Origin of the sequence: Ornithinibacillus xuwenensis (genome assembly GCF_039614845.1) — a bacterium.
Taxonomy (GTDB): Bacteria; Bacillota; Bacilli; order Bacillales; family Amphibacillaceae; genus Ornithinibacillus; species Ornithinibacillus xuwenensis.
This window is the reverse complement of sequence record NZ_JBDIML010000006.1, coordinates 120,044-145,092: the sequence shown is the minus strand read 5'-3', so window position 1 is coordinate 145,092 and position 25,049 is coordinate 120,044. Positions and strand designations below refer to the sequence as shown.

The window sequence follows — 25,049 nt, the reverse complement described above, 5'->3', positions numbered from 1 at the left end:
TCTACTTCATTCCAATATCCTTTTTCATCACATGAAATTTACGCGTTATTTGAAAACCACTCTTGCTATATAGATGCCCTGCAGAGCTCTTCTCTCCTGTCCATAAAAACCAAGCATTATGAAGTCCTTCTGCTTTCATTTGATATAAACATTCATGTAGTAGTAATTTGCCAATTCCTTTCCCCTGCTGATTAGGATCAACACCAAACGGACCAAAGCGTTCTGCTACACCTTCATAGCCACCATATAAACAAAATCCTACTAATTCTTGATGATGTCTGGCAATTAATATTCTTTCCAGGGGAACAACCTGTAAAAGTCCTTCACGAATCGCTCTTCCCCAGTCTGGGTTAAATTCACGATTAGCAAATTGGATAACTTCATATAAATCTTTATCTTTTGCTATAGATATTGTATACCCTTCCGACTCACGCTGCTCTTTTAACGTAAGAATCTCTTCTGTTAAGGAGAAGTCAATTAAATTTCGATCCATTGCAACAGGAGAGTACAGCTTTTCAAATCCAATTCTTTGAAGAAATTGAAAACCATCTGGATAGATTTTCTCATCTACTCCAGGCAATATATAGTTAGGAGCATAAGAAGCAAAGAATATATGCTTTCTACCATTTTCCGTTAAAAATTTTACCATATATTCCATTAATTGTGTTGCAATTCCTTGACCTTGATATTCTTTTTCAACATAGAAAAACGTAATCCACGCATTTTCCTCTTCTAATTCTGTTCCAATCATCGGGAGAAGTCTACGTACCCCATACATACATCCAATAATCTTTTCATTGTCATTAGCCAGCCATAAGCCGTTTGGGTCAAAATTGGCATCGAGCAGTATTAAGTTTCTAAACCTATTAGGAGTAATTGGGTCCATTGGGAGACACTTGTTCCAGAGCTGTATAATTTGTTCTTCATCACCCGATTGATAGGTACGGAACGTAATCATGTCAAACTCCCCCTTTATTTAGAAGCAATTTCTATTGCTTTTCGTACAAATCCATTTGCTAATTCTAAGGCATTTTTTGCAGCTTCTGTTGTTACCTCCGTCTTTAACACAACGATAGCTGGTTTTACTTCATAGTTAGTCTGAGCTAACGTTTCCTTTGCTTGTTCATACGTTACATCTGTAATAGTCGAAACGATATTAATTGCTCGCTCCTTTAGTTTATGATTACTAACTTTTACATCGACCATCAAATTTTCATAAACCTTACCAATCTTAATCATGGATGCAGTTGAGAGCATATTTAATACCATTTTGTGGGCAGTAGCTGCTTTCATTCTGGTAGAACCTGTGATTACTTCTGGTCCTGTTTCAACCTCAATATTCACAGTTGCAAACTGACTAATAATTGAATGTTTATTGCTAGTAAGACTAATGGTCGCTGCACCAATTTCCCCTGCATACTTTAATGCCCCGACAACATAGGGAGTTCGCCCACTAGCTGCTATTCCTACTACAACATCTATTTCAGTTAATCCTCTTTTTTCAAGATCCCTTGCCCCTAGCTCCTCACTATCCTCTGCACCTTCAACCGCCTGTTCAATTGCCGTCGATCCACCGGCTATCACGCCTTGGATTAAGTCTGGCGGCGTACTGTAGGTTGGTGGACATTCCACTGCATCTAAAATTCCTAGTCTACCACTAGTACCAGCACCAACATAAAATAATCGTCCACCGTTTTTCAATGCTTGATAAATTGCCTCTACTGCCTGTTCTACCTGTGGTAAAACAGCCTGAACTGCTAAGGCAACCATTAAATCCTCATTACTAATAACGGATAACATTTCTGAGGTTGTCATGTTATCAATCGCCGTCGATTGCTTATTTCTCATTTCCGTAACCAAAGCTGATAAATTATTCATTTCTATACCATCCCTATTTTGCTTCATTTCAGTTGCTGTATAAACACATTTGATAGAGAATCCATCCCGAATGTAAATGATTGGTATTGGCTATCCTCTCAGAAAGGTTGTTGTTCTAAAAAGGTAATTTTTCTCACCACATATCCTTACAAGAAGTATGTTGACTATTCCTTTACGCCTCCTAAGGTTAATCCTTTTACAAAATGACGTTGGAACAGAATAAATACGATTATCATTGGTATCGCAGCAATGGCTGCACCACTCATTAGAAGCTTAAAATCTGCTAGATTTGCATCCTGTAATGTTTTCAAACCGACCGGCAATGTATAAAGCTCTGCACTATTTAATACAATAATTGGCCATAGGAATGAATTCCACACATTCATGAATGTAAAGATACCGAGTGCAGCAAGACCAGGTCTTGCCAGTGGTAGTACAATTCGCCAGTACGTCTTCCATTCACTTGCCCCATCAATCTTTGCTGCTTCAAGTAATTCATCTGGAATGGAAAACATAAACTGTCGCATTAAAAACACGCCAAAAACCATGGATAAGTCTGGAAGTATAAGTGCCCAATGTGTATCCATTAGCCCTAAATCACGTACCATAATAAACATAGGTACAAGCGTAACCTGTGATGGAATCATCATCGTGGAAATAATTAACCAGAAGATAAAGTTTCGACCAGGGAATTTTTTCTTGGCTAATACATATCCTGCCATCGAATCAAATAGTAAAACCCCTATCGTGACGACCACACCAATGTATAAACTATTGATGAACCACATTCCCATATTATTTTGCTGAAACAATCGCTTAAAACCTGAAAACATATCGGTCACAATTTGATCCATGATGTCACGGTGATAAGCTTCTAATTCTACATCTCCTGCTTTTTCAGCATCTCTAGCTTTTCCCCAATGCTCAAAATACTCCGTAATCCCAACTGGGAACATTTTTGGAGGATTTGCATTAACATATGAAGTTGGGTTATTTAGCTCTTCATCTTGATAACTACTTAATTGAACAGAAGTACTAAACACCCAGTATAATGGCAAGAGGGAAATAACTGCTGCTGAAATTAGTAGAAGGTAGACAATAGATTTTTTAAGACTAAAGCGTTTATTCATGTATTTCCCTCCTATTCATCATGTCGTAACGCCCTATATTGAAGTATAGAAACAACTAGGATGATAAAGAATAGCACGACAGACTGCGCTGCTGCTAATCCAAACTCAAAATCTCGGAAACCAGTTTTATAGATTAAATGCACGAGGGTTTCGGTTGCATACCCAGGTCCCCCACGTGTCATTAAAATTATCTGGGTAAACACTTGGAAGGAACCAATCGTACTTAATAATGTTAAATAAACGGTCGATGGTTTCAGCATCGGAATGGTAATACGGACCCATTTCTGAAAAGCATTTGCACCATCAATCGTTGCCGCTTCATATAATGACTCAGAAATCGAGCTCATCGAAGCTAAATATAAAATTATGCCAACACCGAATGGAATTAGCATTTGCATGATAATAATTGCCGCTAATGCTGAATTCGTTTGGCCCAACCAGTTAACCGGCTCCATACCAAACCACCCGATGACATGATTAAATAATCCAAACTCGTAGTTATACATCCAGTGCCAAACCATCGCGATTATAACCATGGATGTAACGGTCGGCAAATAAAAAGCAGCTCGGAAAAAGCTTTGGGCGAACCGACCTAATGAATGGATTAAAGACGCAGCGATTAATGCTGTAATAACATTAAATGGTACGGTTATTACCGTATAAATAGAAGTGTTCAAGAGAGCTTCCTTAAATGCTTTACTTTCAAAGACCTGTTTATAATTATCGAGCCCTGTAAATATATTGGAGTCCATAACTCGATATTCCTGAAAAGATAAAATGAAAGCCCAAATAACTGGTATGACAATAAAAACTGTAAATAAAATTAATTTTGGGAGTAAAAAGAGGTATGCCGCATAATTTTTTCGCATTAAATAGCCAGTTCTTTTTAAACGCTTTCCAGCATTCTTCATCGAATTTTTTATAGCTGTAGTTGATAATTCCATTATTTTTCCCTCCCTGCTGTCATTTCATATGTAAATTCAAAATGAAGAAAAGCTGGTAGACTCTGGAATTCCAAAGTCTACCTATCTTTTTCTTCTACTCTAGTAATGCCTCAACCTCTGGCTTGGCAGTAGCCATAGCTTCCTCAGCTGTTTTTTCACCATTGAAGACAAGTTGAAGTTCACGTTGAATAATCTCGTCAATCTTCTTCCACTCTGGATGACGTGGAAGCATCGCAACCTGGGAAGACATTTCTTGCGCACGAGCCATTTCTGGATTATCCGCATATGGGTTTTGATCTGCAGCACTGATTCGAGCAGGGAAAATACCATACTCCTGCGCCATTAAGAATTGCTCATCCGTATCTGAAATGAACTTCATGAATTCAGCAACAACTTCTTTTTTCGCATCGCTTTCTTGCTTAAACATCGTCCAACCACCAACACCACCGATTGTTACGGGTTCACCTGATGAACCAGTTGGATAGTTCGCAACCATGAAATTTGTTGGGTAAGCAGTTTGAGCGGAAGTTATTGCCCATGTTGCCCACGGCTCCATTGCAACGGTACGTTGTTCTTCACTTGCCCACGCTTGGAATGTACCACCTACGTCTGCACCACCCATAGAGACAGGTGATACCTCCTGTTCAAGCTTGAGATCCGCTAGAGCTTGAATTGCCTCTACAGCTTCAGGAGAATTAAATGTAAATTCAGACAGGTCATCACTTAATGGCTGACCGCCATTCATATAGAAAAATGGCCAAGCTTCATAATACCCAGGTAGGATATACGTAGAAAATCCGTAGACATCAATTTCTCCATCACCATCTCGATCAAATGTTAGTTTCTCTGCTGTTTCAACGAATTCATCCCAAGTCCATTCACCGTTAGCAGGTGGTTCAACCCCAGCTTCTTCAAATAAATCTAGATTTAACAGCATCGCGTGTACGGTTAATGAGTTTGGAATACCATATAGCTTTCCATCAAACGTATATGCATCTAAAGCATTTTCATAAAAGTCGCCTAGCTCTTCCTCCGTAAAGAAATCACTCAATGGCTCAATAACACCTTGCTCAATATGATCTATACTAACTGCACTTCCACTAATATCTACTGGTGCAATATCTGGCCAAGATTGACCTGCAATATTAACCCCAAGCTTATCAGGTAATTCTGCCCATGGAACTTGAACAAGGTCAATTTTCACACCAGGATGTTCTTTTTCAAATTCCTCTATTTTACCCTCTAACCAAAAATACTTATTTCCTTCTCCATCTTCACCAGATGTGTCACCTTCTTGTGCCCAACGTGGACCATCCCAAATGGTAATAGTTCCAGTCCAGTTGCCATCCTCATCTGTCTCACCAGATGAATCATCTTTACAAGCACTCAGTAGCAAAACAAATGCAAGTAACAGCATTAAAGTTAGCTTCATTTTTCCTTTCATTGGTTACTTCCCCCTAATCATTTTTTCAAATAAGTATTATCAATGGATGAATGCTAGAAACTATTCACCTCCTTAGCAGCTCTACCCCATGCTACTTTTCCCATTATCACCTCATGAGTTGCCCCGGTGGCCGATGGAAAGTTGTTCGGTCTTTTCTTCAAAAACTGATAGCCAAGTAAGGCGAAGACCATTGCCTCTTTAGCATCTGCTCTGATTCCAATATCTTCCATTTTTCGTAGTTGCACATCCTTCGGCAATTTAGCTTTTATAGCATTCATTAATGTTGGATTATAGCTGCCTCCTCCACTAATAAACGCCTCACTAATTGAACTAGATGTGATATGGCGCTTTATTTCCTTTGTCAAGGTAACAGCAGTTAATTCTGTTACCGTGGCAATTCTATCTGCTAGATTAATCGAATGTTCTTCTGCTTGGTTCCATAGATTAGTAGCATAAGCTTCACCAAAAAGCTCCCGACCGGTAGATTTAGGTGGTTTTTTAGTATAATAAGGCTCCTGTAATAGTTCATTTAACCACCCTTGATTTACATTTCCAGCTGCAGCTAAAGCTCCGTCCTGATCATAGGCTTGTTTTCCTTGCGTGATACGTTTAGCAAAGTAATCTATGATCATATTTCCCGGTCCCGTATCATAGGCGATTACTCGAGAAGCTTCACCATTCTTCGGTAGTACTGTCATATTGGATATTCCACCAATGTTGACTAACACGCTACCAATTCCTTCACGCTGAAATAACAGAAAGTCCGCATATGGAACAAGTGGTGCTCCCTGTCCGCCTGCTGCCATATCACGAGGCCGAAAGTCTCCGACTGTTGTAATCCCTGTTTTCTCCGCTATCATACTTATATCTCCGATTTGTAACGTGGATGTGACTGTGTATCCAGCAATGTCAATCTCATCAGGCTGATGAAAAATGGTCTGACCATGAGAACTAATGAATGCAATGTCTTTCCTTTGAATTCCAGCGTCTTGAATGACCTTTAATGCTGCATTTGCAAACAGTTCGCCCAGAAGCATATTCATACTGGATATCATCTGTATGTTTGCGCTACTTGGTTGACAGAGCTTTAGAATTTCTTGTTCAACCGCACGCTCATATGGTATGGAGTCGAAGTGCTCTAAATCAAGTTGAATGCTACCGTTTGATTCTGAGATCTTGACCAAAGCGACATCTATCCCATCTAGGGAGGTTCCAGACATAATTCCAACAGCGTAGCAAAAATCTCGGTTGAGATGCATAGTAATCATCCCTCCACTTTCGGAAGTGTTACTGGCAAATTTCCTTTTACCTTCACGTTGCCAAAAATTGCTTCCACTGCTGTCCGAAGTGCAGGTGCTGTAAATTCATAGGTTGCAATATATGCTGGAATATCCGGTAAGTAGGAAATGTCATATGGACTCCTAGTAGCGATGACAATAATCGAAGAGTTTACTTGATTTAATGCTTGCACTAGGTTTACTTGTTCATCACCTGGCCTCACTGAAAGCGTTCCAATAATAATTGCTTTAAAGTTCCCAGCTATTTTAGTTAGTGACTCCACTTCTTTTTCTGTAAGAGGATTTGATAATTCTGCTATCTCTGTGTTTTTGTGCAGTTTTTTTACCGTTTCTCCAAGGAAAAAAGTAGAATAACGCTTATCCTCTACTTGCATCGCATAGCTATTTTTTGGATAAACCACTAAGATACGATCATTGTCTTTCACCTCTAGTGGTATTAAATCTCGTTCATTTTTTACAATAGTCGTTCCTTGCTTATAGATTTCATAAGCTTCAACTTCATGCAGTTTACTTCCGACTTCCTTCGGGATATCTTCTCTATCTAATAGGATATCCTCCCATGATAAATATTTATCCTTTAATTCCATGACGCGATTATAGGCATCCTGTAAGATTTCTTTAGCTATTTCTCCCGCTTGCACAGCTTTTTCTAGTAAGCTTAATGTCTCGTATTGTCTTGATTGGAGGTGTGAAACCATTATGAGATCTACACCAGCCTTTAAAGCTTCAACAGCACCTTCTGCAGTCCCAATTCCTTCTGATATCGCATTCATCTCCATGCAATCTGTTGTAACAACACCATGAAAGCCAAGCTGTTCCCGGAGTAATTCCGTTATGACCTTACGAGAAAGTGTTGCGGGCACATTCTCATGTTTTTCAATTGCTGGAAAATAAACATGTGCAGTCATAATGGTATCTGCGCCTTGTTTAATCACGTCGATAAACGGCTTTAACTCAATTTCCTTCAATCGATCCAAATCATGGGCAATCGTCGGTAAATCAAGGTGTGAATCAACATCCGTATCACCATGGCCAGGAAAATGCTTTAAAGTGGTAATAATACCAGCATCCTGCATTCCTTTTACTGCTTGTTTTCCAAATGCTGAAACCATTTCTGGTGTTTCCCCATAGGAGCGAACACCAATGACAGGATTTTCAGGATTATTGTTGACATCCAATACTGGAGCCAGGTTCCAATTAATGCCTAGTGCCTTTAACTCTCGCCCTGTTAATAGTCCAGTAATATAAGCATTTTCACTTCTACCAGTAGCCCCTAATAGCATCGAGCCCGGAAAGATCGTTGCACCTTCACCAAGGCGACGTACCACACCATTTTCCTGATCAATACAGATTAGTAACGGCTTCTCATGTCCAGCATCTTTAGCTACTTGTTGTAATTCTGTCGTAAGTGCTAAAACCTCTTCCGTCGTTCCAATATTTCGTCCAAAGAGAATTACTCCTCCAACATGATGTTCGCTTATTAATTTCTTTATTTCAGGAGTTACTTTTTTTCCCTTAAATCCAACTATCATCAATTGACCAATTTGCTTTTTTAATTCATCTCTCATTGTTATCACTCCAATTCCCATTAAAGGTCAAATCCCGGAATACAATTCCCTTTTCGTATGTTTGTTCCAACAGGGAACTTCAAGGTTTGGGCATATGTAGTTCTTGTTAAACAGCCTCTCATCATCCCTAATGCTTTATAGTAATCAAAGTAGCGAAACGATGTAGAATTCATAATAAACCAATATTGTGATAACGCTTCTAAATAGGTTTCAAATTCCTCACTCACATCAACAAATATATCGGGTGTATATTCTTCCATATCCTCCCAATTTTCACTATGAAACATTCTTGTTAGGGAATGTGGAGGTAAGCCTTCTATTTCAAAACCAGGTAATGCTGCTTTTAACCATGCTGCCTGCAATATTTTTGGGCAAAGCGCATGGTCAGGGTGCATACTATTTATCCAATGTGTAATAACTACTGTTGGCTTTAGCTCTCGGAATAACTTAGCTACAGCTGTTATAGTCTCCTCATTCTCCTTAAGTTCAGCATCTTTATAATCTAATGTAAGGCTTTTACCACCCAGTATTTTTGCTGCTTTTTCAGATTCCTTTATTTTCTGATGACGATAATCAGAAACAGATATATGTGCAGGATTTCCTTTTTCACCAGCAGTTAGATGCAAAAATGTTACGTCATGACCCGCTTTGGCGTATTTATGTGCAATAGCACCTGCTTGGATTTCTGCATCTCCACAATGTGCCCCTACAACCATAAGATGATGCTTTTCCTTCATTAGTAACACCTCTATCAAAGTATTTTCGAACTTTCACATTATTGGTATCGCTTACATTAAAGGGTAAAAAAATTTTATTCCCATTATTAAACCTATTCACCTAAATAATATTTTATTTTCTGAAAACTTTAATCATTAATATTATACAACAAAAATTTAAAATTAAAATACTAATTCAATATTTTTTTATAAAAACTGGACTTAAATTTCACTTATATCATATATATAGAACAAAGGCAGCCTATTTCTGCAGCTTCTATTCCTAGAAAAAGGTTCATTATACCTATAAATTTTTAAAAGGATAGATTAGAAGCTTGTAGAATATTATTTTTGTAAGCGCTTTAATATCATGGGAGGTGTAGGTAATGTTAAAGAAAACAGCTGTGTTATTCATTATTAGCTTGTTGGCTCTAACAACGCTTTTTATTAGCACAGAACGAAGCTTCGCGGATACAGATACCCAAATGATCCGCATTGGTGTTGTTCCCTCGGCTGAATCTATCAGTCTAGGAAGTTACGAGGATTTCACCATTATTGATAAGGAGACAGGAGAAGCTCTCTATAGTGGAACAGGTGGGGAAGTATATGTTGAACTGTCATCTACTTCCTCAATTGAAACAAACTATCGGCTTCAAACTGCATGGACAACTAGTGTTCCATATATGCAAGATTGGTTAAGCAGAGCTGAAAATGCAGGTTATGAAACATATGTTGAACCTTACAATGATGGATGGCGATTGTTAATCGGCAAGTTCCCTGCTAATGCTGGATGGAGTGAACGGGAAGCCTTTCGCCAGCAAATGATTGCCGAGGGGTTTGCTGGAAGTGATTCCTATTGGCGAGTTATTACAGTTACTTCTGGTGAAACAGAGTTAAGAGTAGTTGCAGATGATTTTGAAGTAATCGTACCGAATGCCGTGCAAATTCACTCAGAAAATGGTTTGGTTATGATTAACGGTAAACAATATCGCGGTTTTGGTGAAGTTGGTTTCAATAGTGGTGGAACCCTTGCCGGAATTAATGAATTACCAATGGAAGAATACTTATATGGCGTCGTACCGCTTGAACTACCACCTAACCCATATGGAGAATTAGAGGCACAGAAGGCACAAGCAGTTGCTGCGAGAACATATGCCTATGCAGGTCTAGGAAAACGAAATGCTGATGGCTATGATTTACTTCCAACAACATCAGATCAAGTATATGGCGGGTATGAGGCAGAGCATCCAATTTCAACACAAGCCGTCCAAGAAACTACAGGAGTTGTTGCAACCTATAATGGTGAATTAATCAGTGCCGTATACCATTCAACAAGCGGTGGCTTTACTGCAAATAATGAGGATGTATGGGATTCAGCACCTGTTCCGTATCTAAGAGGGGTTCCAAGTGCACGAAGAGGTATCCCAAGAGCAAGTGTTCCAAATAATCCAGTTGAACAGGACCCACTCTCATTAAGAAGCATTACAATGGAAGATGGCCAGACAGAGGCTGATTGGTCTAGATATTATAGCTGGGAATTTGAATGGACAAAAGAAGAAATTAGTGATGTCGTAAGTACTTACTTTAATCAGGATGTCGGCGAAGTACTTGAAATAAATGTGCTTGAACGCTCCAAAGCAGGAAGAGCACTGGAAATAGAATTCGTAACAGAAAATGGTGTTTTCTATGAATATAAAGACAGAATTCGTTGGGCATTAAAATATATTAATAGCTCTGGCAATCAAGCTGTATTGTTAAGTACATTCTTCTTTATCGAACCAATAATCGATGAGGAAACATCTGAAGTGAATGGCTATCAGGTCAAAGGCGGTGGCTGGGGTCATGGAGTTGGAATGTCCCAAGTTGGCGCAGTTGCTTTGTCCGTACAGGGCTATAGCTATGACCAAATATTAAAACACTACTATACTGGTATTGAATTAGAAGAACGCTATTAATCTTGTTGTTTTTTAGGGGTGAAAAGGGTGTCTCAAATGTGAGACACCCTTTTTGCTTACCTATGATTATTAAATACATTCCATTCGTTAGAACATTATGCTTCCCTATGGCGTTTTTTCCAATGCGCTAGTAAATTTTCTATAATATTAGGGGTGATTTCTTTCATATCTTCCGTTAGATAGGCGCCTATGATAGCTCCTGCTGCCGGAGGTATTTTTGGAATAATGAGGTTTACCCTCTGTTTACGATGCTTGAATTCCGCTTCTAACAATTGCAGCATGAGCGATTGATTGGTAAATATCCCTCCGCATAATATAACTTGAATTAGCTCCTCTTCAGGAAATAATTTATCGGATAATGATTGAATACTGTGTGCCAATTCCTTTGTAGTTCGTTGAAGAATCCGATTTGCAACAGCATCATTCTCTATAGCAGCCTGAAAAACTAGCTTTGAAACATGAGATATAAGGTGTTTTGGACTTGATGAATGATAGATTTTATCAATTAATTCTCGACCAGATTTCACCTGAAAATGGGCATAAATATAATCCATTAATATGGTTCGCTGACCTCGACCATCCTCACATCTGAGTGCTCCTTTTATACCCTGTTGCCCAATATCAAATCCACTTCCTTCATCCCCTAATAAATAACCCCATCCTCCTACTCGATCCTGCTGTAGCTTCTCATTAATTCCAAAAGTAATGGAACCTGTCCCTGCAATTTGAACTATTCCTGGCTTACCAAGTGTTCCGGAATAAAGTGCATTTACTGTATCCGCCTCAATTTGTAGTTTTGTAGGAGAATGAATATGACCCCTTATTATTTTTTTTATTAGCTGCTTAGAAGCCTGACTTCCAGCACCGGATATACCTGCGAATATACACTTAATGTTCTCAATACCTATGAAGTCTCTATGTATATCCTCAAACATGATTCGAAATGTATCGGATAATTCCTTCTCCGTCATTGTATTTGGATTCGTTGAACCATAGACACGATCAGTTATGACATTTCCGTACAAATCGGCTAATACTACTTGTGTCTTGGTACCACCACCATCAATCCCCATAACATAGCACATTTTTTTCATCATCACCCTACTATACTACCGTTTTTTTACTGACTGCTTTCTTGTATAATCTTCGTAACCTTTAATACCTAAGACTTTTAGTAGAAACACTTTTTACTAAAGGTGCATTTAGAGCTTCCTTTACGATTTCTAGGAGGTAGCACTGTCTGTTTAAAAACATTCCTTTTCGCACGTATCATACTAATAGAGCAAATAAGAATTTCGAACCTGTTTAAACTGTTCAACATACTTGGTTAATTGATTCCGAAATGTTCTCGTATTTCCTTCTATCACTTGCTTCCGTAGCTTATCAGTACCTGCTAACAGGTCGATAAAGTATCTATTTTCTTTTCCACCTCTAATAAATTCAATATGCTTTGGGTATAATTGATACACTTTTTCCAGTAATAGAATCCCGAGCTCGAACGCTTGCAATACATTTCGATCAGTAACATGAACTTGAACGCCTTCACAAACCTCTCCCTCGTATTTCTGATACATCGGCATAAATACTGTTGGCCGGAATAATACACCAGGAATGGAAAGAGCATTCATTTCATCTGCTAATTTCCTACCATTAATAAATGGTGCCCCAATTACTTCAAATGGCTTCGTAGTCCCTCTTCCTTCTGAGAGGTTTGTTCCTTCTATTAAACAAGTACCAGGATACAGAATGCACATATCCATCGTTGTCGTATTTGGTGTTGGAGATACCCATAATAGATTTGTCTGTTCAAAATACATATCTCGTGTCCACCCTTCCATCGGGATGACCTCTAATGAACAATCGATATTAAATTTATTTGTAAATAAAAGGGCTAATTCTCCTATAGTCATTCCATGACGAACTGGTAGTGGAAACTGTCCAACAAATGATTGGAACCCATCTTCAATTATATTTCCCTCCACCATTAATCCATTAATAGGATTGGGCCGATCTAATACAACCACCTTCTTTTCCTTCTCCCCACAAATCTTCATCATATTTGCTAAAGAATAAATAAAGGTATAATATCTTGACCCAATATCCTGTAAATCACAAAAAACAACATCCACTTCATCTAACATTTCATGGTTTGGTTGCTTCTTCTTGTTGTATAAGCTATATACAGGAACTCCTGTGAAAGAATCAACAGTAGATTCTATCAATTTCCCCTCTTGAACTTCACCACGAATTCCATGCTCAGGTCCAAATAAAGCGGTCAATGAAATATGCTCATGCTCATGAAACAAATCAATGGTGGATTTTAATTCATGATTAACACCAGTAAGATTCGTCAATAATCCTATTTTTTTATCCGTATATTGTCTCGTATGCTTTTCTAAAAAAACTTCTAGGCCTAGCTTCATAAACATCCATCCTTCCATTGCTCCAGTAATGAGAAACCGCTGTAATAACAAGGAAGTAATATGTACACAACTCACGTAATACGTATTATATTCAAAAAATTATTTCTTCTTTCACATGCCAAGTATATTAAATATTATTACAATAGTAAAATATATTTTTTAAAATGATATTTTACTATTGTATGGAAAACAGTTTTTAGAGTAGGGAGGACTAGGATTAATGTAGAGAAGCATCTGACATGATAAAGGACTTGTATTATAGGTAGGCTTTCATTTTACTAAGATAAGCGCTAGGAAGTGTGTATGGTTTTTCACTTTCCATTTTATTGTGCATAAGGAGAATAGGAGGGCTCTCGTACTTGTTTTAGCACGTTTTCTCATTCAAAAAGTGCATGAGACTGCTTGTCATGCTTGGTTTAGCCCACTTTCGTTCTCAAAAAGTACATGAGAACGCTTGTCATGCTTGTTTTTTCCCTCTTTCGTTCTCAAAAAGTACATGAGAGCAGCTATCATGCTTGTTTTAGCCCTTTTTATCGTTCAAAAGGTACATGAGAACAGCTATCATGCTTGTTTTTTCCCTTTTTCGCTCTCAAAAAGTACATGAGAACAGCTATCATGCTTGTTTTTTCCCTCTTTCGCTCTCAAAAAGTGCATGACAGCCACACTCATGCTTGTCTTTTTCTTCAGCTGTAAATCTAGCCATAAAAAATACACCTCCAATTGTTAGATGTGTCTAACAATTGGGGTGCAGTTCATGCCTTGCACTGTGGTAGCAGATCTATTAGAAAAGGTAACTATCTCATTACCCCTCCTATCCTTATCCCTCTTTGCTCACAGAATCTCGATAAACGATTCGATGAGGAATGATAATGCGTTTAGCAGGTTCTAGTTTATTAATGGCTTTTTCAATAAGTGCCTTAGCAGATTGTGCGCCTAATTCATAAATATTAATGTCAACTGTTGTTAATGCTGGTCTGGTAATTTCTGATAAGTACACATTATTAAAGCTGACCATGGAAACATCCTGTGGCACTCGAACGCCATATTTTTCTAGCATACTAAGCATTCCTAAACTAATTAAATCATCACTTACTACTAATCCAGTAGGTGGTGTTTGCAAGGATAGTAGATGTTCTACCGCTTCACTACCACCAGCCTTTAAGAATTCTGTGTGAATTTTATAGGAGTCGCATTCTTCAATTCCGGCCTCCTGCAATGCAGCTTCATAGCCATCCTCACGATCACGGGTCACAAATAAATCTCTTGAACCACCTATAAAGCCTATACGTTTATGTCCCATTTCTATTAAGTGGTTTGTAATTTCTTTTCCTGCTCGAAAGTTATCATTATCGACATGTGTAATTTCAGATTCAAAATCGGAAGGCTTTCCGACAATGACAAATGGAAAATCTTGTTCTCTTAAGAAGTTGGTTACTTTATCATTAATACGAGAGTAAAGTAAGATAACACCGTCAACGTAACTTCCGTACACCATTCGTTGAACTTCACTAAAAATCTCTTCTTCCGTTTCACCTGTTGATAATGACATCGAATATTCAACATCATGGATTACCGAACCAATTCCACGCAAAATCTCAGGAAAGAACGGGTTTTGCAGTGCCTTATCTGCAGATGAAGGCATGATTACGCCTATTGCTTTTGTAGATTTTGCTACTAGATTTCTAGCATTAATATTTGGATGGTAGCCTAATTCCTTCATTGCTTTACGAACTTTTTTCTTTGTTTCTTCACTAATTCTTGAATTATTGGCAATGACACGCGAAACAGTAGAGGGTGAAACTCCACTTGCTTTTGCCACATCTTTAATTGTTACCATATTATCACCCTCTACTAAGGTTAATTATTTTCGAATACGTATTACGTTAACGCTTTCACCATTAATCGTTACCTGCTGATGTTCGTTAAGTCCAATCACTTCAACATTTATTTCGTTGTAGGTAGGCAGATAGCTACCTGTTTGATTTAACACATTCACATTTACTTTATCGGCAGATGTAATAATTTCTAAATCTAATCTTAGAAACTCACCATGCTCATATGCAAATGTTTCACCATCATCATCATAAAAGGTGAAACGATAGCTTTCATCAGAAGTGGTTGCATAAACCTTCATCGACAGTGTTTTGGTCATCTTGTCCTGATTCGAATTCCACTCACCCTGCATAATAGCAGAACCTTTTCGAATAAAGATTGGCAGCTCATCAAGCTCTGCATGAATGAGATGAACCTTTTCTCCATCATAGGATTCACCAGTTGAATATTCCACCCATTCACCCATCGGTAGATATACCGCACGATCAGTAATGGAAGGAACAAGAATTGGTGCCAATATTACGTTATCACCTACCATGAACTGATCATTTAGATTATAGGTTTTCGCATCGTCAGGATACTCCATTAGTAATGGACGCATAACTGGCAACCCGTTCCTACTTGCTTGGTAAAATAATGAATACAGCTGTGGCATCCATTGATATCGCATTTGAATATATTTCTTCATGATTTCTTCGTATTTTTCACCGAATTGCCAAGGTTCCTGGTAGCGGAAGCCTATTGCAGAGTGATTTCTGAAAAATGGTGTAAATGCACCAACCTGTGTCCAGCGGGTTAGGAGCTCTGCATTGGTATCGTGTGCAAAACCACCGACATCCGGTCCAGCGAATGCAACACCCGATACTCCTAAATTCATCACCATTGGTAGAGACATTTGTAAATGCTCCCAGAAGCTACGATTATCCCCTGTCCATACAGATCCATAGCGTTGAACACCTGCATAGCCAGCACGAGTTAATAGGAATGGACGTTTACCTTGAAGGTTGCTCTTCATTCCTTCATAGGTTGCTTTCCCCATTAATAAACCATAAACATTATGAAGCTCACGATGTGTCGTAGGCTTACCATCATTACGATGCATAACTTCTAAATCCATCGTTTTGGTTTCATTAAACACAGCTGGTTCATTCATGTCATTCCATATTCCTTCGATACCAAGGGAAGTATAAAATTCGTGCTTATCTCCCCACCATTTACGTACCCTTTCCTCTGTAAAGTCTGGGAAGGCACTTATACCAGGCCACACTTCTCCAAAGTACAGATCCCCTTCAATATATGTACAGAAGTTATCTTCTCGTACACCTTCTTGATAAATTGGATATTCGGCATCCTTTTTCACACCGGGGTCTACAATTGGTACAACACGGATTCCCATTTCACGCAAATCAGTAATGAGCTTTTCAGGATTGGGGAACCTTTCTTTATCAAAGGTAAAAACACGATAGCCATTCATATAATGGATATCTAAGTGAATCACATCAATTGGGATATCCTTCTCAATAAAGTTCCTCGCTAATTCTCTTACTTCGCCTTCCGTTTCATAACTGTACCTAGATTGATGATAACCTAAAGACCATTTTGGTGGTAGAGGCATTTTTCCAGTAAGGTATGTATATTGCTCTAATACCTTCTTGGGAGATGGTCCTGCCATGACATAATAATCCAGCTGACCACCTTCTGCTGAAAATGAATAATATTCTTCTGAGGTTTTCATATCAAAGCAGGAGCGAAAAGTATTATCAAAGAAAATGCCATGTGCCTTTCCATCACGTAACGTCATAAAATAAGGAATGGACTCATATAGTGCATTGGTTTCTGGATTATGAGGTGCGTAAACGTCAGTATTCCACATCTCTAACTTCTCTCCACGCTTATCCAGGTGACCTGATTTTTCACCAAATCCATAGAAGTGATCGTTTGAATGCATTTGCTTAAAAGCAATGACCTCACCATTTTCACGGTATGCCATACCGTGTTCGCCTTCCGCCACTATAACACTACCTTGTAAATCAAAAATAGATAGACGAAATGGTCCTTTTGTGATAGTGAGCTGTACACTAGCTGTTTGGATAACAAGCATCTCTTTGCTTTCTTCAACTTCTACGTTAATTATTTTTGGGGAAGCCACTACTGCTTTTGAACTAACTAATTCTGGCTGTCCCTCCTGATTCATGACTATTCGAATAATAGAATCTGTATAGAATTGGATTCCAACTTCCCCGTTCTCACAACGAAACCAAAACGTATTATCTTCTACTCGATAATCTAGTAGCTTACCTATATCCTGGTAATTCACTGCTCCAGATTGTTTTTCTTTTCCGGGGTGGATTGCAAAGCTTGTATCTTCAAGCATCAGAAGTACCTCCTGTAGATTCAAGGTCTTACTATTAATCCTTTAGGAAAGGGGACAAAATAATTTCTGTCCCCTCCTAAAATCTAATTGACTATTTTGTAAACTCTTGCCTCAAATGGTTGAAGCAATTTTTCTTCATTGTCATCATAATTACTTAGCAATAATTCCTTTGCACTGCCTTCTATTTCAGAAGGTAAGGTTAACCCGACTTCCTCCGCAAATAAATTTGTAATGATGATCACGGTTTCCTCACCTAAAGTTCGTTTATAGGCATAAATTTGATCATGATCCTCCATCACAATATCATAGCTACCATATATCAGAACATCTAGTTCTTTTCGTATTTGAATTAACTTTTTATAATAATGATAGATAGAATGCGGATTCTGCATTTCCTTTTCGACATTAATGTCTAGATAATTCGGATTCACTTTCATCCATGGATTCACGTCTGAGAACCCTGCATTCTTCTCTTCCGACCACTGCATCGGCGTCCTAGAATTATCTCTTCCAGTCTTCCAAATTACTTCCATAATTTCTTCTAGTGGTGTTCCTTTTTCAAGTTCACTATCATGATAATTTCTCATACCAACATCATCATAATCATCAATAGAAGCAAATTGTACATTTGTCATACCAATTTCCTGGCCCTGATAAATAAATGGTGTTCCTTGCATTAAGAAATACATAGTAGCCAAGCATTTGGCAGATTCTACTCGATAGTGCTCGCTATTTCCCCAGGTTGAGACGGAGCGAGGCTGGTCATGATTCTCTAGGAATAATGCATTCCACCCGATTCCTTCAAGACCTTTTTGCCATTTTGTCATCGTCTTCTTCAATCCATGAATATCTAAGCCGGTGTCTGTGTTTTTCCCCCAGAGATCCAAATGCTCGAATTGAAAAATCATATCAAACTTTCCGTTTTTCTCTCCTACCCATTCCTCTGCTTGCTCGATTCGAACACCATTCGCCTCTCCGACTGTCATGATGTCATATTTTGCAAAGGTCTCTTGCTTTAACTCCTCTAAGAAAACTTGAATGCCTTCTCGATTCATATGTCCCTCAAAAGAAGGAACAAACTTCCGATTTTCAGGGTTTGGCAAGTCTGGTAATCCAGGGACCTTTTTTATATGGGAAATCGCATCAACTCGAAAACCATCAATTCCTTTATCCAGCCACCAATTAACCATGCTGTATAAATCATTTCGAACTGCTGAATTTTCCCAGTTTAGATCCGGTTGTTTTGTAGAAAACACATGAAGGAAATATTCATTCGTTTTCTCATCATACTTCCATGCCGACCCACCAAAAATGGACTCCCAATTATTAGGTGCTTTTCCGTTTTTTCCAGAATGCCATATATAATAATCCCTATAAGGATTGTCTTTGGATGAACGTGATTCAATGAACCAAGGATGCTCATCTGATGTATGATTAATGACTAAATCCATAATCAATTTCATGTCACGACGATGTACTTCTGCAAGAAGCATATCAAAGTCTTCCATTGAACCGAATTCATCCATAATATCCTGATAATCGCTTATATCATAGCCATTATCATCATTTGGCGATTTATAGACTGGACTTATCCAAATAACATCGATCCCAAGATCCTTTAGATAATCAAGCTTTGAAATAACACCTTGAATATCGCCAATGCCATCCCCGTTTGAATCCATAAAACTGCGAGGATATACTTGGTAAGCCACTGCTTCCTTCCACCATATTTTTTTCATGAAAATTCTCCTTGCTAATCATATTCGTGTTGTTGCATGGTAAAGGGACAGAGGAACAGGTACTCTAGCCAAATATCGTTTTGGTGTATCGTTCCTGTTCTCTAGTACACCTCTCCAATTAACCTTTGGTTGCTCCAGATGTTAGACCAGAGATTAGATAACGCTGTAGCAGTAAGAATACAAGTGCAATTGGCAATGCTATTAGAATTGCACCAGCTGCAAATCGTGTAAAGTTTGTTGAGAACTGATCATTGATAAAGTTGTATAATCCTAGTGCCAGTGTATAATTCTCTGGACTTGTTAGAACGATACGCGGAAGCAGGAAGTCCATGAACGGAGCCATGAAATTAAATAACGCTACAACCGCTAAGATAGGCTTCGCTAACGGAAGCATAATCGTCCAAAATATACGAAGGTGACCTGCACCATCAATTTTTGCTGCTTCATCTAGTTCCTTTGGAATCGTATCGAAATAACCTTTTACTAGCCATGCATTAAACGGAATTTGTCCACCTAAATAGATGATTAATAATCCCCATAAGGAATCTGTTAAACCTATTGTGTTTAACAAGATATATAACGCAACCATTCCCATTAATGCAGGGAACATCTGTAGTAATAAGAACATATATAATCCGTATTTACGTCCAACAAATTTATATCGCGAAAATGCGTACGCAATTAACGATGTAATGACAACGGAACCAACTGCATTCAGCACAGCCACAAATAAACTATTCTTATACCAAACTAAATAGTCACTATTCGGATCCGTGAATAACCATTTATAGTGTTCTAATGTTGGACTATCTGGGAATAAATCAGTTACTAGCATATTCGTACCAGGATTGATACTCATCATGATTGCCCAGAATAATGGATAGCCGATAATCACAAACATAATCAAGAAAAAGATATAAATGAACGTTACTTCAACCTTTGATTTTGTTTTGCGTTTCATTGCCATTAGTAACGTCCCTCCTCTTTAAATGCAGCTGTTTTCCTGAACTGGAAGAAGGCAAATCCCATTACAATAATACCCATAATAATGGTGATAGCTGCTGCCATGTTGTAATTATTCGTTTCAAATGTCAGTTTATAAACCCATGAAATGAGGATATCGGTTCCACCCGCATTTTGACCCCGGACGGCCGGATTTCCTTCATTAAACAGATAAATAATATTAAAGTTATTAAAATTCCCAGCGTATTGCATGATTAACAATGGTGCTGTAGCATAAAGCACATGTGGAAGTGTAATATGTCGTAATTTTTGCCAGCGAGATCCACCATCCACGTCCGCCGCTTCATACATATCAGCCGGTACACTTTGGAGTACTCCCGTAAACAACGCAAACACAAATGGAAAACCTAGCCAAGTTTGGATCGTTATTAATGCTACTTTTGCCCAGAAAGGATCTGACAACCATGGAATCATAATTTCAAATTGACTTAAGATATCACGGTTAATCGCACCAAAAGTAGGGTTAAACAATGCGGAGAATATTAAGATTGAAACAAACGCCGGTACAGCCCAAGGTAAGATAAGCACCGTACGAATCGTTCGTTTGAACTTAACACGCTTGTCATTTACTAACAAAGCTAAGAAAAATCCGAGGACAATTTGTAAAGTGGTTGCTACTACTGTCCATACGATTGTCCAGGTAAATACACTAAAGAATGTATCCTTCCAAATATCCATTTTCAGCAAATCTACAAAGTTATCGATGCCTACCCAGCTTAAGAGATTGCGTGGTGGCGCATTATATTGGTTATAATCGGTGAAAGCTAGTGAAAGCATAAATAGTAATGGAAGTACTACGATGAATACTAGCATGATTAAACCAGGTATTATCATAAAATATGGGAATCCACCATTATAAAAATCTAGCATTCCTTTTAATAAAGTTGGATTTATTCTACCTTCTTCTCTTGCAATTGCATCTTTTCTTGCATCACGAATGTTATAGATATAGATCGCAATTCCAAAGAATAATACAATTAAAGATATTAGTCCTTGTAATAATAATTGTATGGAATGGTGCTCATGCGGAATTGTACCTAATGTAAACAATCCCCAAATACCGATATCTAAATAGTCCCAAGTAGTTACCAAAAAGGAAATTGCTACGAGTAGTAAAATAATTCCTTTTAAAAATCGACGATTATAGATTTGCCCTAGACCTGGAACCATGACAGATAGCAGTGTAGCGATATTTCGAGGACGGCTCAATCCAGTTTTCCTCTCTTTTTGGTCGTTTGCCATGTTTCTTTCCTCCTAATTAATGCCTTAAAAGCCTTCCATCATCTCATGCTCAATACGGGTTCTTTTAAAGATAAATAGTATATGGGAGCATACAAGCCCCCATATACTAGAATCATCATTTATTGATTAGCACCAGAAGCCTCAATGTTATTTAAGATCGTTTCTGCTGCTTCTTCCATTACCTCATCTACAGGCTCACCCTTAGAAATAAAGCTTAACGCGTTATTAATAGGATCCCATACTTGTTGCATAGCAGGAACGTTAGGCATAGGCTCACCATAAGTTGTTTGCTCTGCGAATGCAGAATATATTTCATCGTCTGCGATGATAGAGTTTTCAATTGCATCTTGGCGTGGAGGAATTTCCCCAGCTACTGCATAATAAACCATCGCATTCTCAGCGTTCGTAATATATTTCATTAAATCAGTTGCCCACTCTTTGTTTTCAGAGTAGTAAGAAAGCATATAGGATTTCACACCTACAAATGATTTCGGATGCTCACCATTATCAAGTAGTGGTAGAGGAACTACTCCTAAATCCTCACCTAATGCTTCTTGGTATTCACGAACCATCCAAGGACCGTTAAGTACCGTAGCAACTTTTCCTTCTTTAAATAAACCATTCATAATATCCGGAGTTAGGTCTTGTGGGATATAACCATTGTTAAACCATGATTGAACTAATTCTCCACCTTGCTTAGCACCTTCATTTGCTAGACCTACATCACTAATGTCATAGTTTGAGCCATCATTAGCAAATACATAAGCACCATATCCTGAGAAGAAAGGATATACAAAGTAGAAGTTAGCAGCTTCCATTAAGAAGCCATACTTGTCTTGACTAGCATCCGTGAAGTCCTCAGCTACAGCCATAACGTCTTCCATTGTTTCTGGAGCATCTACTAAAGATTTATTGTAGTACAATGCATACGTTTCCATTACTGCTGGCGCACCCCAGTATTGGCCATCATATGTTACTGCATCTAGTGCAATGTCAGTGTATTCTGATTCAACATCACTTAAATCTACAGGATCAACCAAACCTTTTAAAGCAAGGTCACCGATACGATCATGTGGTTGGAAAATAATATCTGGACCGTTACCATTAGGTCCTTCAACATCTAATTTTTCTACTTGATCAAGCATATTAATAGGAACAAGTTCAACTTCAATACCAGTTTCCTCTGTGTATTTATCTGTAATTTGTTTTACTGCTTGCTCTTGTTTTTCCTCTGCATTCACCCAAATTGTTAAGCTTTCAGGTTTTTCAGGCATTTCACCTTTTGCAGTTTCTCCATTATCTGTATTAGAGTCGCCTTTATCTGACTCCTTTGCTTCATCTGGTCCACAAGCCGCAAGTACAACAAATAGTACTAAAGCAACTAATAGTCCTAACCATTTTTTCATCTAATTAACCTCCCAAAAGGATTTATGATAACGGGTGCATACTATATTTTAGGAAAACGTTTGCACAACCATTTCTTCTTTATTATACAATTATTATATATTTTTGCAACCCTTTTCATAGAAAAATAAATCTTTGTTAAATCAATATAGTTAACGCTTTCATTCATAGTACTTTCTGTTATACTAGTGAGAAGAAATCTTTTAAATTAATTGTTAATTTGTGCAATATTAATGCAAACGATTGTACAAGTAAGGAGTGAATAACTTGTTAAAGGAAGCAATCTATCACCGTCCAAAGAATAATTTTGCGTATGCTTATGATAAGGAAACGCTACATATCCTTTTGCAAACGAAAAGCAAGGATGTAAAAACCGTTGAACTAATTTATGGTGACCCCTATCAATGGGAAAATGACACTTGGCAAACTGAAACAATTACTATGGAAAGAACAGGTTCGACCTCCCATTATGATTACTGGTTTGTTGCTGTTAAGCCTGAGTTTAGAAGAATGCGCTACGGTTTCCGCTTAGCTGATCATGAGGAGGTTTGTTATTATACCGAGAAAGGTATCTTTGCTTCGAAGCCTCTCGATATTGCAAATTACTTTTGCTTTCCGTATTTAAATCCTGTCGACGTCTTTCAATCTCCAGAATGGGTAAAGGATACAGTATGGTATCAAATTTTCCCAGAGCGATTTGGTAATGGAGATCCGAGTATTAATCCGAAAGACACCTTACCATGGGGAAGCACGAGTCCTACACCGAGTAATTTTTTCGGAGGAGATTTCCAAGGTGTCATTGACCATTTGGATTATTTAGTTGATTTAGGAATTAGTGGAATCTATTTCACACCTATTTTTAAGGCACACTCGAATCATAAATATGACACGATTGATTATATGGAAATAGATCCTCAGTTCGGCGATAAGGAAACCTTCCGTCGTATGATACAGGAATGTCATAAGCGAGGTATTCGTGTCATGCTGGATGCCGTATTTAATCATAGTGGTTTCTATTTTCAACCATTTCAGGATGTGTTACATAACCAAGAACACTCAAAGTACCGTGATTGGTTTCATCTTTGGGAATTTCCAGTTGTAACCGAACCTAAACCGAACTATGATACGTTTGCATTTGTAGCTTCCATGCCAAAGCTAAATACAGAAAATCCAGAAGTACGGGAATATTTATTGAATGTTGCGCGTTACTGGGTTGAGGAATTTGATATTGACGGCTGGCGCTTAGATGTAGCGAATGAGGTTGACCATGCCTTCTGGAGAGATTTTAGAAGAACGGTAAAAGCTGTTAAGCCTGATGCTTATATATTGGGCGAAATATGGCATGATTCCATGCCTTGGCTACAGGGTGATCAATTTGATGCAGTTATGAATTACCCATTCACAAATGGTGCGATTAACTTTTTCGCAAAAGAAGAAATCCAAGCCAAGGATTTTCAAGATTCCATTATAGACGTACAGCATATGTATCCGAAAAACGTAAATGAAGTTGCGTTTAATTTACTTGATAGCCATGACACACCACGGATTCTATCATTAGCTAATGGTAATCATGACAGAGTTAAGCTGCTCTATCTATTTCAATTAAGCTATATTGGTTCACCATGCATTTACTATGGCGACGAAATTGGAATGGACGGGGGACAAGATCCCGGCTGCCGTGCATGCATGGAATGGGCTATAGAGAAACAAGATCAAGAAATGTTTCATTTTGTGAAAACACTAATATCACTTAGAAACCAGGATCCAGTATTCGGAAATCATGCAGAGTTCCGTTTTATCCATACAGATGATCAAGAAAACTATGTGGTGTATGAAAAATATAATGCTGAAAAAAGAATCGTTTTTGTACTAAACAACGGTACTAATCCGATATCCCTAGATAAGGATAAAATACTTTCAAGCCATTCATCGATTACGGAATGGATTATTGAGCAATCTTCTGTGCAAAGAAAGAGCTTTGAAGAAAATCGCGTAGAAGTTCAAGGCACTGGTTTTAGGATATTTGAACAAGAAAAGTCATCTTAAAGGAAGAAAGGATTAAAGTAGTGGCTCATGTA

Annotated in this window: 18 protein-coding genes; 2 read left to right on the top strand and 16 right to left on the bottom strand. The window is 38.2% G+C overall.

Annotated elements, in window-relative coordinates; all coding sequences use genetic code 11:
• Position 1: 1 nt before the first annotated feature.
• From ABC228_RS15885 to ABC228_RS15850, 8 genes are all read right to left on the bottom strand, one after another.
• Positions 2–958, bottom strand: coding sequence for a GNAT family N-acetyltransferase (locus ABC228_RS15885; RefSeq protein WP_345826158.1), 957 nt, complete (start codon positions 956–958; stop codon positions 2–4).
• A 14-nt stretch (positions 959–972) separates the two neighbouring features.
• Positions 973–1,878: an N-acetylmuramic acid 6-phosphate etherase gene (gene murQ, locus ABC228_RS15880; RefSeq protein ID WP_345826156.1), complete on the bottom strand. Its 906-nt coding sequence runs from the start codon at positions 1,876–1,878 to the stop codon at positions 973–975.
• A gap of 164 nt (positions 1,879–2,042) precedes the next feature.
• Entirely contained in the window at positions 2,043–3,008 is a 966-nt protein-coding gene (locus ABC228_RS15875; protein WP_345826155.1) for a carbohydrate ABC transporter permease, read from the bottom strand.
• Positions 3,009–3,019: 11 nt separating this feature from the next.
• On the bottom strand, positions 3,020–3,952 hold the full coding sequence (locus ABC228_RS15870) for a carbohydrate ABC transporter permease (RefSeq protein ID WP_345826154.1): 933 nt from the start codon (positions 3,950–3,952) through the stop codon (positions 3,020–3,022).
• A 94-nt stretch (positions 3,953–4,046) separates the two neighbouring features.
• A complete protein-coding gene (locus ABC228_RS15865) occupies positions 4,047–5,396 on the bottom strand; it encodes an ABC transporter substrate-binding protein (RefSeq protein ID WP_345826153.1) in 1,350 nt (449 codons plus the stop codon).
• A 53-nt stretch (positions 5,397–5,449) separates the two neighbouring features.
• A complete protein-coding gene (locus ABC228_RS15860) occupies positions 5,450–6,655 on the bottom strand; it encodes an anhydro-N-acetylmuramic acid kinase (RefSeq protein ID WP_345826152.1) in 1,206 nt (401 codons plus the stop codon).
• A 5-nt stretch (positions 6,656–6,660) separates the two neighbouring features.
• Positions 6,661–8,262 carry a beta-N-acetylhexosaminidase gene (nagZ, locus tag ABC228_RS15855; RefSeq protein WP_345826151.1) on the bottom strand — a complete coding sequence of 534 codons (1,602 nt, stop codon included), beginning with the start codon at positions 8,260–8,262 and terminating at the stop codon, positions 6,661–6,663.
• A gap of 20 nt (positions 8,263–8,282) precedes the next feature.
• Positions 8,283–8,999 carry a PIG-L deacetylase family protein gene (locus ABC228_RS15850; RefSeq protein WP_345826150.1) on the bottom strand — a complete coding sequence of 239 codons (717 nt, stop codon included), beginning with the start codon at positions 8,997–8,999 and terminating at the stop codon, positions 8,283–8,285.
• Between the two features lie 365 nt (positions 9,000–9,364).
• On the opposite strand from ABC228_RS15850, the gene ABC228_RS15845 reads away from it, so the two are divergent.
• Entirely contained in the window at positions 9,365–10,933 is a 1,569-nt protein-coding gene (locus tag ABC228_RS15845) for a SpoIID/LytB domain-containing protein (RefSeq protein WP_345826148.1), read from the top strand.
• 95 nt (positions 10,934–11,028) lie between these two features.
• Here the strand turns inward: ABC228_RS15845 and ABC228_RS15840 are convergent, their stop codons facing one another.
• The 8 genes from ABC228_RS15840 to ABC228_RS15805 all read right to left on the bottom strand — a co-directional run bounded on the left by ABC228_RS15840 (position 11,029) and on the right by ABC228_RS15805 (position 22,973).
• Positions 11,029–12,030 carry an N-acetylglucosamine kinase gene (locus ABC228_RS15840; RefSeq protein ID WP_345826147.1) on the bottom strand — a complete coding sequence of 334 codons (1,002 nt, stop codon included), beginning with the start codon at positions 12,028–12,030 and terminating at the stop codon, positions 11,029–11,031.
• Positions 12,031–12,207: 177 nt separating this feature from the next.
• Entirely contained in the window at positions 12,208–13,356 is a 1,149-nt protein-coding gene (locus tag ABC228_RS15835; protein WP_345826146.1) for an exo-beta-N-acetylmuramidase NamZ family protein, read from the bottom strand.
• A gap of 817 nt (positions 13,357–14,173) precedes the next feature.
• Complete coding sequence (locus ABC228_RS15830; RefSeq protein ID WP_345826145.1) at positions 14,174–15,193, bottom strand: LacI family DNA-binding transcriptional regulator; 1,020 nt, start codon at positions 15,191–15,193, stop codon at positions 14,174–14,176.
• A 24-nt stretch (positions 15,194–15,217) separates the two neighbouring features.
• Positions 15,218–17,563 carry a glycoside hydrolase family 31 protein gene (locus ABC228_RS15825; RefSeq protein WP_345826144.1) on the bottom strand — a complete coding sequence of 782 codons (2,346 nt, stop codon included), beginning with the start codon at positions 17,561–17,563 and terminating at the stop codon, positions 15,218–15,220.
• An 83-nt stretch (positions 17,564–17,646) separates the two neighbouring features.
• The gene (locus ABC228_RS15820; RefSeq protein WP_345826143.1) at positions 17,647–19,302 is read right to left on the bottom strand and encodes a glycoside hydrolase family 13 protein; all 1,656 of its coding nucleotides are present in this window, start codon (positions 19,300–19,302) and stop codon (positions 17,647–17,649) included.
• Positions 19,303–19,420: 118 nt separating this feature from the next.
• Complete coding sequence (locus ABC228_RS15815) at positions 19,421–20,263, bottom strand: sugar ABC transporter permease (protein WP_345826244.1); 843 nt, start codon at positions 20,261–20,263, stop codon at positions 19,421–19,423.
• A 5-nt stretch (positions 20,264–20,268) separates the two neighbouring features.
• Complete coding sequence (locus ABC228_RS15810) at positions 20,269–21,567, bottom strand: sugar ABC transporter permease (RefSeq protein ID WP_345826142.1); 1,299 nt, start codon at positions 21,565–21,567, stop codon at positions 20,269–20,271.
• A gap of 119 nt (positions 21,568–21,686) precedes the next feature.
• Positions 21,687–22,973 (bottom strand): sugar ABC transporter substrate-binding protein, encoded by a 1,287-nt coding sequence (locus tag ABC228_RS15805; RefSeq protein WP_345826141.1) that lies wholly within the window; start codon positions 22,971–22,973, stop codon positions 21,687–21,689.
• Positions 22,974–23,238: 265 nt separating this feature from the next.
• On the opposite strand from ABC228_RS15805, the gene ABC228_RS15800 reads away from it, so the two are divergent.
• The gene (locus ABC228_RS15800; RefSeq protein ID WP_345826140.1) at positions 23,239–25,017 is read left to right on the top strand and encodes a glycoside hydrolase family 13 protein; all 1,779 of its coding nucleotides are present in this window, start codon (positions 23,239–23,241) and stop codon (positions 25,015–25,017) included.
• Positions 25,018–25,049: the final 32 nt, after the last annotated feature.

Bases quoted from the DNA above. Each gene is read 5' to 3' on its own strand.
- ABC228_RS15885 (WP_345826158.1), bottom strand. From the start codon at position 958: ATGATTACGTTCCGTACCTATCAATCGGGTGATGAAGAACAAATTATA.
- murQ (WP_345826156.1), bottom strand. From the start codon at position 1,878: ATGAATAATTTATCAGCTTTGGTTACGGAAATGAGAAATAAGCAATCG.
- ABC228_RS15875 (WP_345826155.1), bottom strand. From the start codon at position 3,008: ATGAATAAACGCTTTAGTCTTAAAAAATCTATTGTCTACCTTCTACTA.
- ABC228_RS15870 (WP_345826154.1), bottom strand. From the start codon at position 3,952: ATGGAATTATCAACTACAGCTATAAAAAATTCGATGAAGAATGCTGGA.
- ABC228_RS15865 (WP_345826153.1), bottom strand. From the start codon at position 5,396: ATGAAAGGAAAAATGAAGCTAACTTTAATGCTGTTACTTGCATTTGTT.
- ABC228_RS15860 (WP_345826152.1), bottom strand. From the start codon at position 6,655: ATGCATCTCAACCGAGATTTTTGCTACGCTGTTGGAATTATGTCTGGA.
- nagZ (WP_345826151.1), bottom strand. From the start codon at position 8,262: ATGAGAGATGAATTAAAAAAGCAAATTGGTCAATTGATGATAGTTGGA.
- ABC228_RS15850 (WP_345826150.1), bottom strand. From the start codon at position 8,999: ATGAAGGAAAAGCATCATCTTATGGTTGTAGGGGCACATTGTGGAGAT.
- ABC228_RS15845 (WP_345826148.1), top strand. From the start codon at position 9,365: ATGTTAAAGAAAACAGCTGTGTTATTCATTATTAGCTTGTTGGCTCTA.
- ABC228_RS15840 (WP_345826147.1), bottom strand. From the start codon at position 12,030: ATGATGAAAAAAATGTGCTATGTTATGGGGATTGATGGTGGTGGTACC.
- ABC228_RS15835 (WP_345826146.1), bottom strand. From the start codon at position 13,356: ATGAAGCTAGGCCTAGAAGTTTTTTTAGAAAAGCATACGAGACAATAT.
- ABC228_RS15830 (WP_345826145.1), bottom strand. From the start codon at position 15,193: ATGGTAACAATTAAAGATGTGGCAAAAGCAAGTGGAGTTTCACCCTCT.
- ABC228_RS15825 (WP_345826144.1), bottom strand. From the start codon at position 17,563: ATGCTTGAAGATACAAGCTTTGCAATCCACCCCGGAAAAGAAAAACAA.
- ABC228_RS15820 (WP_345826143.1), bottom strand. From the start codon at position 19,302: ATGAAAAAAATATGGTGGAAGGAAGCAGTGGCTTACCAAGTATATCCT.
- ABC228_RS15815 (WP_345826244.1), bottom strand. From the start codon at position 20,263: ATGAAACGCAAAACAAAATCAAAGGTTGAAGTAACGTTCATTTATATC.
- ABC228_RS15810 (WP_345826142.1), bottom strand. From the start codon at position 21,567: ATGGCAAACGACCAAAAAGAGAGGAAAACTGGATTGAGCCGTCCTCGA.
- ABC228_RS15805 (WP_345826141.1), bottom strand. From the start codon at position 22,973: ATGAAAAAATGGTTAGGACTATTAGTTGCTTTAGTACTATTTGTTGTA.